Origin of the sequence: Variovorax sp. JS1663 (assembly GCF_002157355.1) — a bacterium.
GTDB lineage: Bacteria > Pseudomonadota > Gammaproteobacteria > Burkholderiales > Burkholderiaceae_C > Variovorax.
In genome coordinates, this window is the sequence record NZ_LYMK01000003.1 from 159,495 (window position 1) to 174,612 (window position 15,118).

The following is a 15,118-nucleotide window of genomic DNA, read 5'->3' on the forward strand; positions in this document are numbered from 1 at the left end:
GGCTGATCGGGCCGGCGCCTGCTCAGCCCAGCGCGTGGCGCGCCGCGCGCGCGATGCTCTGGGCATCGACCCCGAAGAACCCGCGCAGTGCCGCCCGCGTGTCGCTGCGGCCGAAGCCGTCGGTGCCCAGCGTGAGGTAGCGCCGGCCTTGGGGCACGAAGGCGCGGATGCTCTCGGGCACGGCGCGCACGTAGTCGGTCGCGGCGATCACCGGTCCGCCGGCGGTGGCCAGTTGCTGCGTCACGAACGGCGTACCGCCGTGGGCCTCGCCGGCCAGCGCGCGCGTCTCGCAGGCCTGGCCGTCGCGCGCCAGCTCGCTCCAGCTGGTGACGCTGAAGACCTCCGCATCGATGCCTTCCGCAGCCAGTTGTTCCGCGGCCTTGAGCACCTCGGTCAGGATCGCGCCCGATCCCATCAGCGTGACCCGCTTTCCCTGCCCCGACGGCGCCTTGAAGCGGTAGCAGCCGCGCAGCACGTCGGCTTCCACGCCCGCCGGCAGGTCCGGCTGCGCGTAGTTCTCGTTCATCAGCGTGACGTAGTAGAAGACGTCCTTCTGGTCGATCATCATCTCGCGGATGCCGGCGTCGACGATCACCGCCATCTCGCCCGCGAAGGCCGGGTCGTAGGCCTTGCAGTTGGGGATGGTGGCGGCGATCAGGTGGCTCGATCCGTCCTGGTGCTGCAACCCCTCGCCGCCCAGCGTGGTGCGGCCCGAGGTGGCGCCCAGCAGGAAGCCGCGCGGGCGCTGATCGGCCGCGGCCCAGATCTGGTCGCCCACGCGCTGGAAGCCGAACATCGAGTAGTAGATGTAGAAGGGCAGCATCGCCAGCCCGTGCACGCTGTAGCTGGTCGCCGCCGCCGTCCAGCTGGCGATGGCGCCGGCCTCGCTGATGCCCTCCTCCAGGATCTGGCCGTCGGTGGCTTCGCGGTACGAGAGCACCGAGCCGATGTCCTCCGGCGCGTAGCGCTGGCCCACGCTGGAGTAGATGCCCACCTGCTTGAACAGGTTGGCCATGCCGAAGGTGCGCGCCTCGTCGGCCACGATGGGCACGATGCGCGGGCCGAGCACCGGGTCCTTCATGAGGTTGCCCAGCACGCGCACGAAGGCCATGGTGGTGCTCATCTCCTTGCCGGCGGCGGCGACGGCAAACTGCGCGTAGGCCGCGATCTCCGGCTTGGCGACGGCCTCGCAGGCGGTCTCGCGGCGCGGCATGCTGCCGCCGAGCGCGGCGCGGCGCGCCAGCAGGTAGCGCATCTCGGGGCTGTCGGCGGCCGGCTTGTAGAAGGCCAGCGACGTGGCCTGCTCGTCGCTGAGCGGCAGGGCGAAGCGGTTGCGGAACTCGATCAGGTCCGCGTCGTCCAGCTTCTTCTGCGAGTGCGTGGTCATCTTGCCCTGGCCCGCGCTGCCCATGCCGTAGCCCTTCTTGGTGTGGGCCAGGATCACGGTCGGCTGGCCGCGGTGCGCGGCGGCCGCGGCGTAGGCGGCGTGGATCTTCACCAGGTCATGGCCGCCGCGCTTCAGGCGGTCGATCTGCTCGTCGGTGAGGCCTTCCACCAGCCGCGAAAGCGCCTCGTTCTGCCCGAAGAAGTTGTCGCGGTTGAAGCGGCCATCCTTGGCGGCGAAGGTCTGCATCTGGCCGTCCACCGTGTCGGCGAAGGCGCGCACCAGGGCGCCGCTGGTGTCGCGCGCGAACAGGCCGTCCCAGTCGCTGCCCCAGACCAGCTTGATCACGTTCCAGCCGGCGCCGGCGAAGAGCTTCTCCAGCTCGTCGATGATGCGGCCGTTGCCGCGCACCGGGCCATCGAGGCGCTGCAGGTTGCAGTTGACCACCCACACCAGGTTGTCGAGCTTCTCGCGCGCCGCGAGCGTGAGCGCGCTCATGGATTCGGGCTCGTCCATCTCGCCGTCGCCGAACACGCCCCACACCCGTCGCTTGTCGACGGGTGTTCCATTCTTCTTGCGGCCCGCCTCGCAGTCCAGCAGGTTGCGGTGGGTGAGGTAGCGCATGAAGCGCGCGTGGTAGATCGAACTGATCGGCCCGATGCCCATCGAGCCCGTGGGGAACTGCCAGAAGTCCGGCATCAGCCAGGGGTGCGGATAGCTGGAGAGGCCGCGCGCACCCTGTTCGGGCGCAGTGAGCTCCTGCCGATAGTGCTTGAGGTCTTCTTCCGTCAGCCGGCCCTCGAGGAAGGCGCGCGCATAGACGCCCGGCGCGCTGTGCGGCTGGAAGAACACCAGGTCGCCGCGGTGCCCCTCTTGCCCCCCACGCTCCCCCACTTCGTGTGGGTCGCTGCCCCCCCGAGGGGGGCTCTCGCCGCTCGGGGCGGCCCGTCGCGGCTCGGTCCGCGCACGGAAGAAATGGTTGAAGCCCGTCTCGAACAGGTCCGCCGCGCTCGCATAGCTGGCGATGTGCCCGCCCAGTTCGCCGTAGGCCTGGTTGGCCCGCACCACCATCGCGAGCGCATTCCAGCGCATCAGCGAGGCCAGGCGCTCCTCGATCGCGAGGTCGCCGGGGAACGCGGGCTGGGCCTCCACCGCGATGGTGTTGACGTAGGGTGTGGCCAGTTCGGGCTGCCAGCCGATGCGCTGGCTGCGCGCGACGCGCGCCAACTCGTCCAGCATCCAGCGCGCACGCTCCGGCCCGTGCGTCTCGGCGAGCGAGGCGAAGGCGTCGCGCCATTCGGCGGTTTCGGACGGATCGATGTCGTTCCTGGGCATGTCGAGCAGGGCGCGCAGCTGGTCAGCGGAGATCGGGGCATTCATGAGCCGCACTTTAGGCCGCGGCGCGTGGAATGAGCTGCTGTTTCAGCAGGAGATCCTTCCACATCGCAGCATAGAATGCCGTCATTCAGCCATTTTGAAGCATTTCATGCAACTGGACGCGATCGACCTGCGCATCCTCGACGAGTTGCAGCGCGACGGCGCGCTCTCCAACGTGGAGCTGGCACGCCGCGTCCACCTCTCGCCCTCGCCCTGCCTGGCGCGGGTGAAGGCACTGGAGACGGCCGGCGTGATCCAGCGCTACGTGGCGCTGGCCAGTGCGCCCGCGCTGGGCCTGGGGCTCAACGTGTTCATCTCGATCAGCCTGAAGACGCAGAGCAAGAAGTCGCTGGCCGACTTCGAGCAGCGCATCGCGGAGCACGACGAGGTGATGGAGTGCTACCTGATGACCGGCGACAGCGACTACCTGATCCGGGTCGCCGTGGCCGACATCGCGGCGCTCGAGAAGTTCATCCTCGAGCAGCTGACGCCCATTGCAGGCATCGAGAAGATCCGCTCGAGCTTTGCGCTCAAGCAGGTGCGCTACAAGACGGCGCTGCCGCTTCCGAAATAAGGCCCCCCGGCTTTTCACGAGCTTCGCTCGTGCAACTCCCCCCCCCGAGGGGGAGGCGCGGCTCGCCTTGGGGCGGCCCGGCGGCGGCCGCCCCCCCCTTGGCCGAGTCTGCGCGAGGCTCAGAGGCCCACGAGGCCGCCGTCGTCCTTCGTGATCACGATCGTGGCCGAGCGCGGACGCGCGTTGCCGCCATCGGGCCAGTGGCTGCCGAACTGGGCCGGGTTGCCGATGTTGCCCACCGGCGTGGTCTCGCCCGGGTGCTGGATGTTCACGAACAGCGCGCGGCCGTCGCCCGACTCGGCGATGCCGGTGATCTCGCAGTCCTTCGGCCCCACCAGGAAGCGGCGCAGTCCGTCCGTGCCCGGCGCCTTGCCGATGAAGGTGGCCTGCTGGCGCGTGGTCGCGCCATCGACGTTGGTGATGGTCTTCGCCGCGCCGTCGCCGACCTTGCCCGGCAGCGCGGCCAGCAGCATGCAGTTGGTCACGTCGGTGTAGGCGCCGTCGTCCGTCTCCAGCCACAGCAGGCCGGCGGTGGCCTGGCTGAACCACATGCCGTCGGGGCTGGAGAAGTCGTTGTCGGCGACCAGGCCCGAGAGGTTGATGTCGGCCGAGGCGGTGGCACGCGCGCCGAAGAGGTACACGTCCCACGTGAAGCTCAGCGCCGCCGGATTGCCGCCGTCATCCGCGAAGCGCACGATGTGGCCGTTGGGGTTGCCGGTCTGGGCCGTGGCGGCCGCCCCCTTGGGATCGTTGTAGTAGCGCGGATTGGCCGCGTCGGTGGCGGCGATGGGGCGCGAACTGGCGTTGGTGTTGGTCAGCGTCACGTAGACCTCGCCGGTCTTCGGGTTGACGGCCGTCCACTCGGGGCGGTCCATCCTGGTGGCGCCGGCGGCATCGGCGGCCAGGCGAGCGTTGACCACCACGTCGGCCGCGTCGGCGAAGGCATAGGCCGCGTTGCCGGCGGTGATGCCGTTGACGCCCAGCTTGAGCTCCAGCCAGGCGCCGGTGCCGTCGGCGTTGAACCTGGCCACGTAGAGGCGGCCGTCGTCCATGTACTTGTCGCCGGCGGCCATGCCGCCGCCAATGTCGGCCGCATCCCAGTTCTTCGTCGACACGAACTTGTAGATGTACTCGTTGCGCGAGTCGTCGCCCATATACCAGACCAGCGGCTTGCCGACCACGACCGGGCCGAGGCAGGCGCCTTCGTGCCCGAAGCGGCCGAGCGCGGTGCGCTTCTTCGGCGTGCTGCCGGGCGTGAAGGGATCGATCTCCACCACCCAGCCGTAGGTGTTGGCGCCGTTGCGGTAGTCGTCCGCGGAGGTCGCGGCGCCGGTGATCACCTCGGTGTTCCAGCGGCCGTAGAGGCCGTCGGAGGTGTCGGGCGTGACGGTGGCCCACAGCTCGCGGCCGGTGCCGGCGACGCCGTAGCGGGTGAAGGAAGCGATCTCCCTGGCGCTGCGGTTCAGGTTGTCGGTCGCGACGATGCGGCGGAAGTAGCCGGCCCAGTTCTCCTCGCAGGTGAGGTAGGTGCCCCACGGGGTGGTGCCGTTGGCGCAGTTGTTGAGCGTGCCCCGGGTCTTGCTGCCGTCGGTCGAGAACTTGGTCTTCAGGTAGTCGGTCTTGGCGGCCGGGCCGGAGAAGGCCATCTCGGTCAGCGTGTGGACGCGCCGGTTGAAGGCGGAGTCCTGCTTGTAGCTCCAGGCGCCGGCGCTCTTGTTGACCTCGATCACGCTCACGCCGTGCAGGTAGAACTCGCGCAGCACTTCATCGGGCACGGTGCGCACCTGCGCGTTGCCGGTGCCGGTGGTGGTCTGGCCGGTGGGGTGCAGGAACAGCGGCGTGATGGCTTCGTGGTTCATCACCAGCAGGCCGCGCGAAGCGGCGGCCGCGTCCCACTTGTTCGAGGCGTTGATGCCGAAGAAGGTCATGCCGTCGTGGTGGTCGCCCGCGCGGCGGTCGTAGGTGGCAGCCGCATCGGTGCCGTCGTTGGCATAGGCCGGCACGCCGGTCGCGATCGGATCGCCGAGGCGGTACAGCACGGTGGCGGTGTAGCCGGCAGGCACGGCGACCACGTCGGCCAGGCTCTTGGACACGGCGCCGAAGCCGAGCTTGGGCGAGGCGGGCGCAGGGGCCGGCGCGGGAGCGGGCGGTGCCGGTGTCGGTGCCGGCGCGGGGGCCGGCGCAGGCGGCAGCACGGGGAAGCCGCCGCCGCTGCCGCCTCCGCCGCAGGCCTGCAGCAGGGCGGCGCCGGCGGTGCCGACGCCGAAGCCGAGCAGATGACGGCGGTTCAGGCGCGAAGCGACGATGTCGTTGAAGGCGGGGTTGTTGGTCGTGTTGTGGCCGATGTCATCGGGGTCGACGGCAGCGACGTCCTGCCGGGTCTTGGCGGTCATGCGTACTTCTTTCTGTGGGGCATGGTTGAAAAACCCCGGTACGCTAAAAGTTCAATATGACGTCAGGAAGTCAGGCTCCGGTCAGGCCTGCAGCACGGCGGTCTTTCACGCCGCGCAGGCGTGCGCCGCTCAGTGCGCCTGCTGCAGCAGGCGGACCGCGGCCTCGTACACCGCGGTGTTGTGGAAGGCCGCGAGGGCCGCGGCGAGCAGGGCCATGGAGGCGGCCAGGCCGCCCGGCAGGACGCGGATGGAGAACACCGCCACCGCCATCAAGAGCGGCAGGAAATGCGCGGCGTAGAGGAAGGTCTCCTCGCCATAGACCAGGTGCAGCAGCACTTGCGCGGCCAGCGTCAGCCCCAGCACCGCGGCGAAGCGGCGCCACTCCGGCGAGCGCGCCAGTCCCCACGCGCCGGCCAGCAGCAGCAGTGTCCACAGGCCGAGCGCGGCCATGCCGATCCAGCCGCCCGAGCCCGGGGAGCTCAGCTGGACCGTGAGCTGCGGCAGCTGCTGCAGTTGGTCGGCGGGCAGGGCCAGCACCTCTGGCAGGCTGAAGGTCGACCAGAACATGCCCGCGAGCTTGTCCAGCCAGGTGCCGGACTCTTTCAGGTTCATGTAGTCGAGCTCCTCGCGGCTGCCGAGGAAGAAGAACTTGGCGTAGCTGTAGAGCAGGCGCTGCGGCACCGTGAGCGCCGCCACCACGGCGAAGGCAATGGCGCTGAGCCCGAGCGCGCGCCGCCAGGGCCGCTGGACCACCGCCAGCGCCAGCCCCGCCACCCAGTTGGTGATGGTGATGGCCAGGCTGGCAATGCTGGCGCCGACGATGAGGCGGTCGCTCACCGGCCGGTGCGCGGCCAGCGCAGCAACCAGCAGCACCCACAAGAGGGTGAGCGAGCCCGGCGCGTAGGTCTCGGGCACCGAGAACCAGAACAGAAAGCCCGCGCTCCCGATCGCCATCAGCGAGAAGCAGGCCGCGGCGAAGCGGCCGCAGCCGAGCAGACGGCACAGCGCATAGAAGCCGAAGACCCACAGCACGGCCACCGCCCCGATGAAGCGCATCGCCGCCTGCAGGTCGCTGCCCGGCCACAGCAGGCGCAGGCCGCTGACGGCGGGGTGGATGAGGATCGAGGCGATCGGATGGACCTTGGTGCGGTAATGGTTGCTGCCCGCGTCCACCATGTTGGCGAGCACGCGCGGCATGTCGGCCTGGAACCAGGCGTCGAAGCCCTGCGCGCGCGCGAAGAGCGCTGCCGGCAGCTGGCGCGTCAGCGTCGCCAGCAGCGCCAGCGCCAGCACGGAGAGCAGCGCGGCCAGCAGCACATCCCAGGCGATTCCGCGTTCCTTCATCAATCCGCCATCCACAGCGCGGCCGCGCCGATCCCCAGTGCCAGCCGGCTGACCCAGTCGCGCGCGGCGAAGACCACGGGGTCGTCGTGCAGCGCGCCCCGGATCGCCTTGAGCCAGATGCGCATGGTCCAGAACAGGAAGACCGGGATCAGCACCCACAGGTACTCGGGATCCTCGTAGCGCGCCAGCATCTCCTGGTCGTGCAGGTAGAGGCCGAGCAGCAGCGCCGCCATCTGCCCGGCGGCCACGCCGGCGCACAGCACGAAGGGCAGGTCGACGGGGTGGTAGCCGCGGTCGCGCTTCATGCGCGTGACCTCCTGCACGGAGCCGCTGAGCTCCACGTAGCGCTTGGCCAGCGCCAGGCTCAGGAAGATGAACATCGAGAACGAGAGGATCCAGAACGACAGCGGCAGCCCCGTAGCCGCGGCGCCCGCCGCCACGCGCACGGTGTAGAGCCCGGCGAGGGTGAACACGTCCACCACCGCGCGGCGCTTGAGGAAGAGCGAATAGGCGGTGGTGAGCGCCATGTAGAACAGCAGCACACTCACGAAGGCCGTCGGCAGCAGCGCGATCGACAGGCCCAGCGAGGCCGCGCACAGCAGGCCCGCCATCCTCAGGCCGGTGGAGGCCGTGATCTCGCCGGAGGCAAAGGGCCGCAGCCGCTTGCGCGGATGGCGCCGGTCGGATTCGAGGTCGAGCAGGTCGTTGAGGACGTAGATGCCCGAGGCCATCAGGCCGAAGGCCAGGAAGGCGAGCGCGGCATGGAACAGGATCGGCTGCGTCAGCTCGTGCAGCACCGGCATCAGCGGCAGGAAGATCAGCACGTTCTTCAGCCACTGGTGCAGGCGCATGCCGTAGAGGCAGCGCCGCAGCGAGGGGCGCGGCGGCACGATGCGCGCCGCCACCGTGGTCAGCTCCGCGGCGCGGCGCGCCAGCGCATCGGAGCGGCTGACCACCACCGCAGCCTCGGCACCTCGCCAGACAGAGAGGTCCACCGGCCCGTTGCCGGCGTAGGTGAAAGGTTGTCCGCCGGCGTCGGCCTCGATCGCCGCACGCTTGCCGGCGCCGCGCAGGTTGCGTTCGCCGTCGGAGGCGAGCACCGCGTCGAACAGGCCCAGGTGCGCGGCCACCGCGCGCGCCAGGCGCCCGTCGGCCGCCGTGGCCAGCACGGTGCGCCGGCCGTCGGCGCGGGCGCGGCGCACGAGCTCGATCACCTCGGGCCGGTAGGGCAGCGTCTCCGCGTCGAGGGTGACGCGGCTGGCCACCTCCTGCTTGAACGCGGCTCGCCCGCGCAGCAGCCACAGCGGCAGCGAGAACAGCGCACGCGGCTCGACGCGCGCCAGCTGCAGCAGGGACTCCTGCAGCGAGTCGGTGGCGATCAGCGTGCCGTCGAGGTCGACGTAGAGCGTGTTCATTGGAGTACCTCCGCGCTGTGCGCTGCGGCATTCGCCTTCGGAACGGCCGTGCGGCTCACTGGAGTACCTTCGCCTGCGGCTGCGGCTGCGGTATTCGCCTTCGGAACGGCCGTGCGGCTCATGACTCTCACCCTCGGCTCAAGACCACGACACCCACCAGGATGATGGCGATGCCGAGCACGCGGTTGCCGGTGAGCGGCTCGCCGAAGATCTGCCAGGCCAGCAGGGCCGCGATGACGTAGCCCATCGACAGCATGGGATAGGCCACCGTCACGTCCACCCGCGTCAGCGCCAGGATCCAGAGCCCGGCGCTGATGAAATAGCAGACGAGGCCGAGCAGCACCCACGGCTGCGTGCCCGCGTTCCAGGCGGCGGCCGTGAGCGACGCCAGGCTGCCCATCGACACATGCCCCAGCGTCTTGGCACCCGCCTTGAGCAGCAGCTGCGCCACCGAATTCAGCAGCACGCCCGCGAAGATGATCGAGAAGGTGTGAAGCGTCATCGTGATTCCTGCCCTGTAGAGGCAGGAATCATGCCGCGCAATTTTTTCACTTGGGCCACAAGACCCATAGGCGAAGTGGCTGATTGACACGGGCGGCAACGCGCCCCGCCTCGGCGCCGGTGCCCGCGAAGTAGTCGGCGCGCACCGCGCCGACGATCGCGCTGCCGGTGTCCTGCGCCACCGCCAGCTTCGCCAGCGGCAAGGCGGGGCCCGGCGAGGCGAGCCACACCGGGGTGCCGTAGGGAATGCTGTCGCGGTCGACCGCGATCGATCGCCCGGCCGTCAGCGGCACGCCCTGTGCGCCGACGGGGCCGGTGGACGCGTCCACCTCGGACAGCGGCTCCTCGCGGAAGAAGACGTAGCGCGGGTTGCTCCACAGCAGCTGGGACAGGCGCTGCGGGTTCTGTGCCACCCATTGCTTGGTGTCGTCGGGCCACAGGCTGACCTTGGTCACGCCCTGGCTCTGCAGCCATTGCTGCACGCTGCGGTAAGGCTGCTCGTTGGTGGCGGCGAAGGCCACGCGCACGGTGCGCTGCGCGCCGTCGGGCTCGGTGATGCGCAGCCGGCCCGAGCCCTGGATGTGCAGCATCAGCACGTCGATCGGATCGGCCATCCAGGCGATCTCGCGCCCGCGCAGCGCCGCCTGGGCCTGCGGCAGGGTGTCGATCTCCTGCCGCGTGAACCAGGGCCTGCGCGCGACCAGCCCGGCCGGCGCCTGGTAAAGGGGCACCGTGTGCATCGCGGTGGGGCGGCGCGAGGCCTCGAACACCGGCTCGTAGTAGCTGGTGAGCTTGCCCTCGGCCTCGCCCGCGAGCGATTCGACGCGGTAGGGCTGCAGGCGCTGGCGCATCCACTGGCGCTGCTCCTCGGTCTCGGCCAGCGCAAGCTGGCGCACCTCGCGGCACAGCGGGGCGAAGGCGGCATTGGGGCGGGCGCAGTTGGCGATCAGCGCGCTCCAGCCTTCGTGCAGCGCATCGTCGTCGAAGCCGGGCAGTTCAGACCAGGCCACCGGCACCCAGCGGCTCTTCGGGTGGGTGAGCGACCCGGTCAGCGGCCCCAGCTCACGCGGCGAGGAGGGGCTGGAGGGCACGGCCGGTGCCGGCCCCTCGGGCTGCAGGGTCCCGACCGAGCATGCGGCCAGCATTGCTACGATCGACAGCCCGACCAGCCACTGGAATCCTCTATTCATGGGTTTGATTTTGCTTGAAGCCTTGGGCGCCGGAATCCTGCTGGTGCTGATCGTGTGGTGGACCATGTTCTCGGGCCGCAGCCGGGGTGAACTGCACCGGGACGACGAGACGGAAGAAGCGCCTTCGTCCGACGAGCCGCCCGCGGGCCGCTGACCATAATGCCTTTCGCTGTTTCACTGACGAAAGGGATTCCATGAAAAAACTCGTCCTGGCCACCTCCGCCCTCGCCGTGGTGCTGTCCGGCTGTGCCGGCATGAGCGACACGCAGCGCAACACCGGCATCGGCGCCGGCATCGGCGCATTGGGCGGCGCGGCCATCGGCTCCGCCACCGGCGGCAACAGCCGTGCCATCGGCACCGGCGCCGCAGTGGGCGCTGCAGCCGGCGCGCTCGGCGGCTACCTGTGGTCGCAGCGCATGGAAGCGCAGAAGCGCGAGATGCAGGCCGCCACGCAAGGCACCGGCATCGCGGTCACGCAGACGCAGAACAACGAGCTCAAGCTCGCGATCCCGAGCGACGTGTCCTTCGACACCGGCCGCTCGACGATCAAGCCGAACTTCGTGCCCATCCTGAACCAGTTCGCCAACGGCCTGCGCAACAACCCGAACGCCGAGGTGCGCATCATCGGCCACACCGACAGCACCGGCACCGATGCGATCAACAACCCGCTGTCGGTGGAGCGCGCGGCGAGCACGCGCGACTACCTGATCGCCCGCGGCGTGCCGCAGCAGGCCTTCCGCATCGAGGGCCGCGGCTCGCACGAGCCGGTCGCGGACAACAACAGCGACGCGGGCCGGGCGCAGAACCGGCGCGTGGAAATCTACGTGGGTGAGCGGCCCCAGGGCTGAGGCTCGACGGCGCGCGCACGCCTGAGATTGGCGGCCGACTCCCCGAGGCCCGCGCGTTCACAGGTCTGCTCGAGCTCGGCGATCAATGCGTCGATTCTCTTGAGGAACGCATTGCGGCTGGTCGGAACCGATTGAGCCGACATCGCGCTCGCCTTCGCCGCGAGGCACTCTTCTTCCGCCCTGCGCGCCCAGGGCCGGATCTCGCAGAAGCACAGCAAAGCCAGACGCCCGAGCTCTTCCTGCCGGCGGGCGTGGGCCACGTCCGCCGCAAGATCCTCGAGACCTGTTCGCAGATGTTCGGTCAGAGTTTCCATGCTGCAATGCAGCATCGATTCTGCGCGCTCCTGGACGAGCGTCAAGCGGCCACACGTATCCAGACGCAACGAGCCCCAGCGTCAGATATCCCGCAGGAGGTTCGCCAGCTCCACCGCGGACTTGACTTCCATCTTCTCGAACACGCGCGCGCGGTGAACCTCCACCGTGCGCACGCTGATCGAGAGCTGGTCGGCGATCAGCTTGTTGGGCAGGCCCTCGACCACGCGCCGCATCACCTCGCGCTCGCGCTCGGTCAGCTCCTCCACGCGGCGCATCAGCAGGCGGCGCGCGCGCTGCGCCTCCACCGCGCGCAGCGAGGCGCCGAGCGCATGCTCGATGCGATCGACCAGGGCGTTGTCGGAAAACGGCTTCTCACAGAAGTCGAAGGCGCCGCGCTTGACCGCATCCACGGCGGTGGGCACGTCGGCATGACCGGTCAGGAAGATCACCGGCAGGACTTCCAGCAGACCGCGCTCGGCCAGCCGGTCGAACAGCACCAGGCCGCTGGTGCCGGGCATGCGCACGTCCAGCAGCAGGCAGTGCGGCTGGTCGGCCAGCGGCCCCTCGGCCAGGCGCTGCTCGAAATCCTCGGCGCTCGCGTACTGCTCGCTCACCAGCCGCCGCGAGCGCAGCAGCCAGGCCAGCGCCTCGCGCACGCTGGCGTCGTCGTCGACGATGAAGATCAGGGCATCGATCAGGGGTTGCATGCTTTGATTTTCCTTGCGGCACCGCGCAGGACCTGCGATCCACGATACCGTCGCAACACCTTCGGGGAACACCGCGGAACCGGCTTTGCCGGGCCGCTGGTATGCCCCCCGGTGAGGGGGCTGGAGGAGCGACACGAAGTGCGCGGAGCCTGGGGGAGAACCATCTACGCCGCCGGCAGGGTGAAGCGGAAGATGGTGCCGCGCGGCCGGCTCGGCTCGTAGGCCAGCGCGCCGCCATGCTGCTCGACCACCGTGCGGCACAGGCTCAGGCCCAGGCCCATGCCGTCCGGCCGCGTGGTGAAGAAAGGGGTGAAGAGGCGCGCCGCGACCTCCTCGCTGATGCCGCCGCCGCGATCGGCCACCGAGAACTCGATCCAGCGGCGCACGTCGGCCTTGCCGGAGACAGCGCCGCTTTCGCCGACCGCGCGGGCGCGCACCACGCGCAGTTGCAGCACGCGGTCGCTGAGGTCCGGCAGGTCCATCGCCTGCATCGCATTGCGCGCCAGGTTCAGCAGCACCTGCTCGACCAGCGTGCGGTCGCACAGCGCACGCGGAAGACGCTCCTCGACATGCACGTCGACCCGCACGCCGAGCTTGCGTGCCTGCAGCCGCACCAGCGGCAGCACCGCGTCGAGCAGCGCCTGCGGCGCCACCGCCTCGCGCATGCGCTCGCGCCGGCGCACGAAGTCGTGCACGCTGCGGATCACCTGGCCGGCGCGGTCGGCCTGCTCGGCGATGCGGCGCACCGCCATCGCGACCTCGCCGTGGTCGCCCGTCGAACTGCCTGCATTGCGCAGCAGGTTGAGCGAGCCGCTCGCATAGCTGGCGATGGCCGCCAGCGGCTGGGTGAGCTCGTGGCTCAGCAGCGAGGCCATCTCGCCGACCGTGGCCAGCCGCGCGCTGGCCTGCAGCCGTTCCTGGCTGGCGCGCGAGAGTTCTTCGATGCGGCGCTGCTCGCTGAGGTCGATGAAGGCGCTCATCCAGCCGGTCTGCGCCCCCTGGGCGTTGATCAGCGGCGCCTCGAAGATCAGCACCGGGAAGCGGCGGCCATCCTTGTGCATGAAGATCGATTCGAAGCCCTCGCGCGGCGGCACGCCGCCGGCCATGCGATGGGCCTGGCGCTGACGGTATTCCTGCGCCAGCTCGGTGGGCCAGTAGGGCACGTCGCCGACGTGGTCCATCAATTCCTCGGCGCTGAAGCCCACCATCTCGCAGAAGGCCGGGTTGACGTAGGTGATGCGGCCCTGCAGGTCCCGCGCGCGCAGGCCGGTGATGACCGAGTCTTCCATCGCCTTGCGGAAGGCGAGGGCGTCGGCCAGGTCGTGCTCGGCGCGCAGCCGCCGGCGCGTGTCGCGCGCCAGCAGCACCAGCACCGACACCAGCGCGATCGAGATCGCGGTGACCAGGCCGGTCAGCAGGTTGGGGAACAGGTCCGGCGCGGCGCGCCAGCCGTCGACGCGCAGCATCAGGGCGGTGCCGGGCAGGTCGACCAGTTGCTGCGCGGTGAACACGCGCGTGCCCACGCGCCGCGAAGCGCCGACCGCCACCAGGCGGGTACCGTCGACCTCGGTGAAGGCGACCTCCTGCCCGCGCGTCAGGGTGGGCGCGACCAGCTCGATCAGCGTGTCGCGCAGCGAATAGGTGGCGACAAGGAAGCCGCCGCCTTCCACCGGCAGGCACAGCTCCATGACCTCGAGGCCGCCGCTGGGCACGAAGGGCACGTAGTGGCTCGACGAGTAGGCCGGCGCGCCCGCCTTGCGCGCGGCGGCGCAGGCCAGGCTGACGTCGGGCTGGTCGGGCCCGCGGCCCGCGTCCTCGAACACGCGCCGGCGGTACGGGGTGTCGACCGCCGCCAGCGTGCGCAGCGCGGGATCGCGCCATTCCAGGCGCAGCCATTCGCGGTGCTCGCGCAGCAGCGCAGTCGCCTCCATCGGCCAGTGCTCGCGGTCCAGGCCGCCGGCCTGCGAGGCGCGCAGGCTCTGGGCATTGCGCTGCAGGCCGCTGCGCAGATCGGACACGGCATCGGCCGTGTCGCGGTCGAGCGCGGTCTGGACCTGCTCGACCTCGTGCCGCCCGGCCAGCCAGACCACGGTGGCGAGCAGCGCGACCACCAGCACCGCCAGGATCACCCACAGGAACCAGCGCTGCCACAGCGAATGCAGCGAGCGCAGCGAACGCAGGCCCGAGACGGCGCCGCGTACGGTCCTGGCGATGGGCAGGGTGGTGGAGGACACCGCTTTCTTCAGAGCACGCAGTGCGTCAGCGCCGGCAGCTGCGTGCGCGCGCGCTCGACCTGTTGCGCGTCGAGCTCGAAGCTGACCACGCCCTCCTCGGTGGCGCGCTGCGCCACCACGCTGCCCCAGGGGTCGACCACCATCGACTGGCCCCAGGTCTGGCGGCCGTTCTCGTGCGTGCCGCCCTGGGCCGGCGCGACCACCCAGCAGAGGTTCTCGACGGCCCGCGCGCGAAGCAGCACCTCCCAGTGCGCCGAGCCGGTGGTGCGGGTGAAGGCGCTGGGCACCAGCAGCAGCTCGGCACCTTGCCGCGCCAACGCGCGATAGAGCTCGGGAAAGCGAAGGTCATAGCACACGCTCATGCCGATGCGCCAGCGGTGACCGTCGCGCGAGGGCAGGTCGAAGCAGACCGGCTCGGTGCCGGGCGCGATCACGCGGCGCTCGTCGTAGCGCTCGCGGCCGTTGTCGTAGAAAAAGAGATGGATCTTGTCGTAGCGCGCGATGCGTTCACCGTCCGGCGAATAGGCCAGGGAGCTGTTGAACACGTGGGTCTCGTCGGGGGTCTCCAGCGGCAGGGTGCCGCCGACGATCCACAGGCCGAACTCGCGCGCGGCGTCGGCCAGGAAGCCCTGCACCGTGCCGGCGCCGTCGGTCTCGCGCAGGCCCAGCTTGTCGGTGTCGCGCGCGCCCATCATGCAGAAGTACTCGGGCAGCACGGCCAGCTCGGCGCCGTCCTCAGCGGCTTCGCGCAGCAGCGCATGCGCGCGCGCGAGGTTGGCTTCGCGGGCGATGGCGGAGACCATCTGGATGGCGGCGACTTTCATGGATGGACTCCG

13 protein-coding genes are annotated in these 15,118 nt (G+C 70.2%); 3 read left to right on the forward strand and 10 right to left on the reverse strand.

Translation table 11 applies throughout. The features are described 5' to 3' along the window. Positions 1–22: 22 nt before the first annotated feature. The gene (aceE, locus tag A8M77_RS04475; RefSeq protein ID WP_086920344.1) at positions 23–2,764 is read right to left on the reverse strand and encodes a pyruvate dehydrogenase (acetyl-transferring), homodimeric type; all 2,742 of its coding nucleotides are present in this window, start codon (positions 2,762–2,764) and stop codon (positions 23–25) included. 106 nt (positions 2,765–2,870) lie between these two features. On the opposite strand from aceE, the gene A8M77_RS04480 reads away from it, so the two are divergent. Then, positions 2,871–3,335 carry an Lrp/AsnC family transcriptional regulator gene (locus A8M77_RS04480; RefSeq protein ID WP_086920345.1) on the forward strand — a complete coding sequence of 155 codons (465 nt, stop codon included), beginning with the start codon at positions 2,871–2,873 and terminating at the stop codon, positions 3,333–3,335. Between the two features lie 119 nt (positions 3,336–3,454). Here the strand turns inward: A8M77_RS04480 and A8M77_RS04485 are convergent, their stop codons facing one another. From A8M77_RS04485 to mltA, 5 genes are all read right to left on the reverse strand, one after another. Further along, entirely contained in the window at positions 3,455–5,728 is a 2,274-nt protein-coding gene (locus tag A8M77_RS04485; RefSeq protein ID WP_086920346.1) for a PhoX family protein, read from the reverse strand. A gap of 129 nt (positions 5,729–5,857) precedes the next feature. Continuing rightward, positions 5,858–7,072, reverse strand: a complete 1,215-nt coding sequence (locus tag A8M77_RS04490) for a hypothetical protein (RefSeq protein ID WP_086920347.1) — start codon at positions 7,070–7,072, stop codon at positions 5,858–5,860. Next, positions 7,072–8,487, reverse strand: a complete 1,416-nt coding sequence (locus tag A8M77_RS04495; RefSeq protein WP_086920348.1) for a UbiA family prenyltransferase — start codon at positions 8,485–8,487, stop codon at positions 7,072–7,074. The genes A8M77_RS04490 and A8M77_RS04495 overlap by 1 nt, the downstream gene beginning before the upstream one ends. Before the next feature lie 127 nt (positions 8,488–8,614). Further along, the gene (locus A8M77_RS04500) at positions 8,615–8,989 is read right to left on the reverse strand and encodes an SMR family transporter (protein WP_086920349.1); all 375 of its coding nucleotides are present in this window, start codon (positions 8,987–8,989) and stop codon (positions 8,615–8,617) included. A 46-nt stretch (positions 8,990–9,035) separates the two neighbouring features. Next, on the reverse strand, positions 9,036–10,178 hold the full coding sequence (gene mltA, locus A8M77_RS04505) for a murein transglycosylase A (protein WP_086920350.1): 1,143 nt from the start codon (positions 10,176–10,178) through the stop codon (positions 9,036–9,038). Between mltA and A8M77_RS36400 the strand changes: the two genes are divergently transcribed. Beyond that, positions 10,177–10,332: a hypothetical protein gene (locus A8M77_RS36400; protein WP_192871546.1), complete on the forward strand. Its 156-nt coding sequence runs from the start codon at positions 10,177–10,179 to the stop codon at positions 10,330–10,332. The two genes, mltA and A8M77_RS36400, sit on opposite strands and share 2 nt — an antisense overlap. A 40-nt stretch (positions 10,333–10,372) precedes the next feature. Beyond that, positions 10,373–11,026, forward strand: a complete 654-nt coding sequence (locus tag A8M77_RS04510; RefSeq protein ID WP_086920351.1) for an OmpA family protein — start codon at positions 10,373–10,375, stop codon at positions 11,024–11,026. Here the strand turns inward: A8M77_RS04510 and A8M77_RS04515 are convergent. The 4 genes from A8M77_RS04515 to A8M77_RS04530 all read right to left on the reverse strand — a co-directional run bounded on the left by A8M77_RS04515 (position 10,999) and on the right by A8M77_RS04530 (position 15,106). Further along, entirely contained in the window at positions 10,999–11,385 is a 387-nt protein-coding gene (locus A8M77_RS04515; RefSeq protein WP_143694546.1) for a hypothetical protein, read from the reverse strand. The two genes, A8M77_RS04510 and A8M77_RS04515, sit on opposite strands and share 28 nt — an antisense overlap. Positions 11,386–11,421: 36 nt before the next feature. Next, on the reverse strand, positions 11,422–12,048 hold the full coding sequence (locus A8M77_RS04520) for a response regulator transcription factor (RefSeq protein ID WP_086920353.1): 627 nt from the start codon (positions 12,046–12,048) through the stop codon (positions 11,422–11,424). A gap of 164 nt (positions 12,049–12,212) precedes the next feature. Further along, entirely contained in the window at positions 12,213–14,219 is a 2,007-nt protein-coding gene (locus tag A8M77_RS04525) for a two-component system sensor histidine kinase NtrB (RefSeq protein WP_443270259.1), read from the reverse strand. Between the two features lie 71 nt (positions 14,220–14,290). Next, a complete protein-coding gene (locus tag A8M77_RS04530) occupies positions 14,291–15,106 on the reverse strand; it encodes a carbon-nitrogen hydrolase family protein (RefSeq protein WP_086920354.1) in 816 nt (271 codons plus the stop codon). Positions 15,107–15,118: the final 12 nt, after the last annotated feature.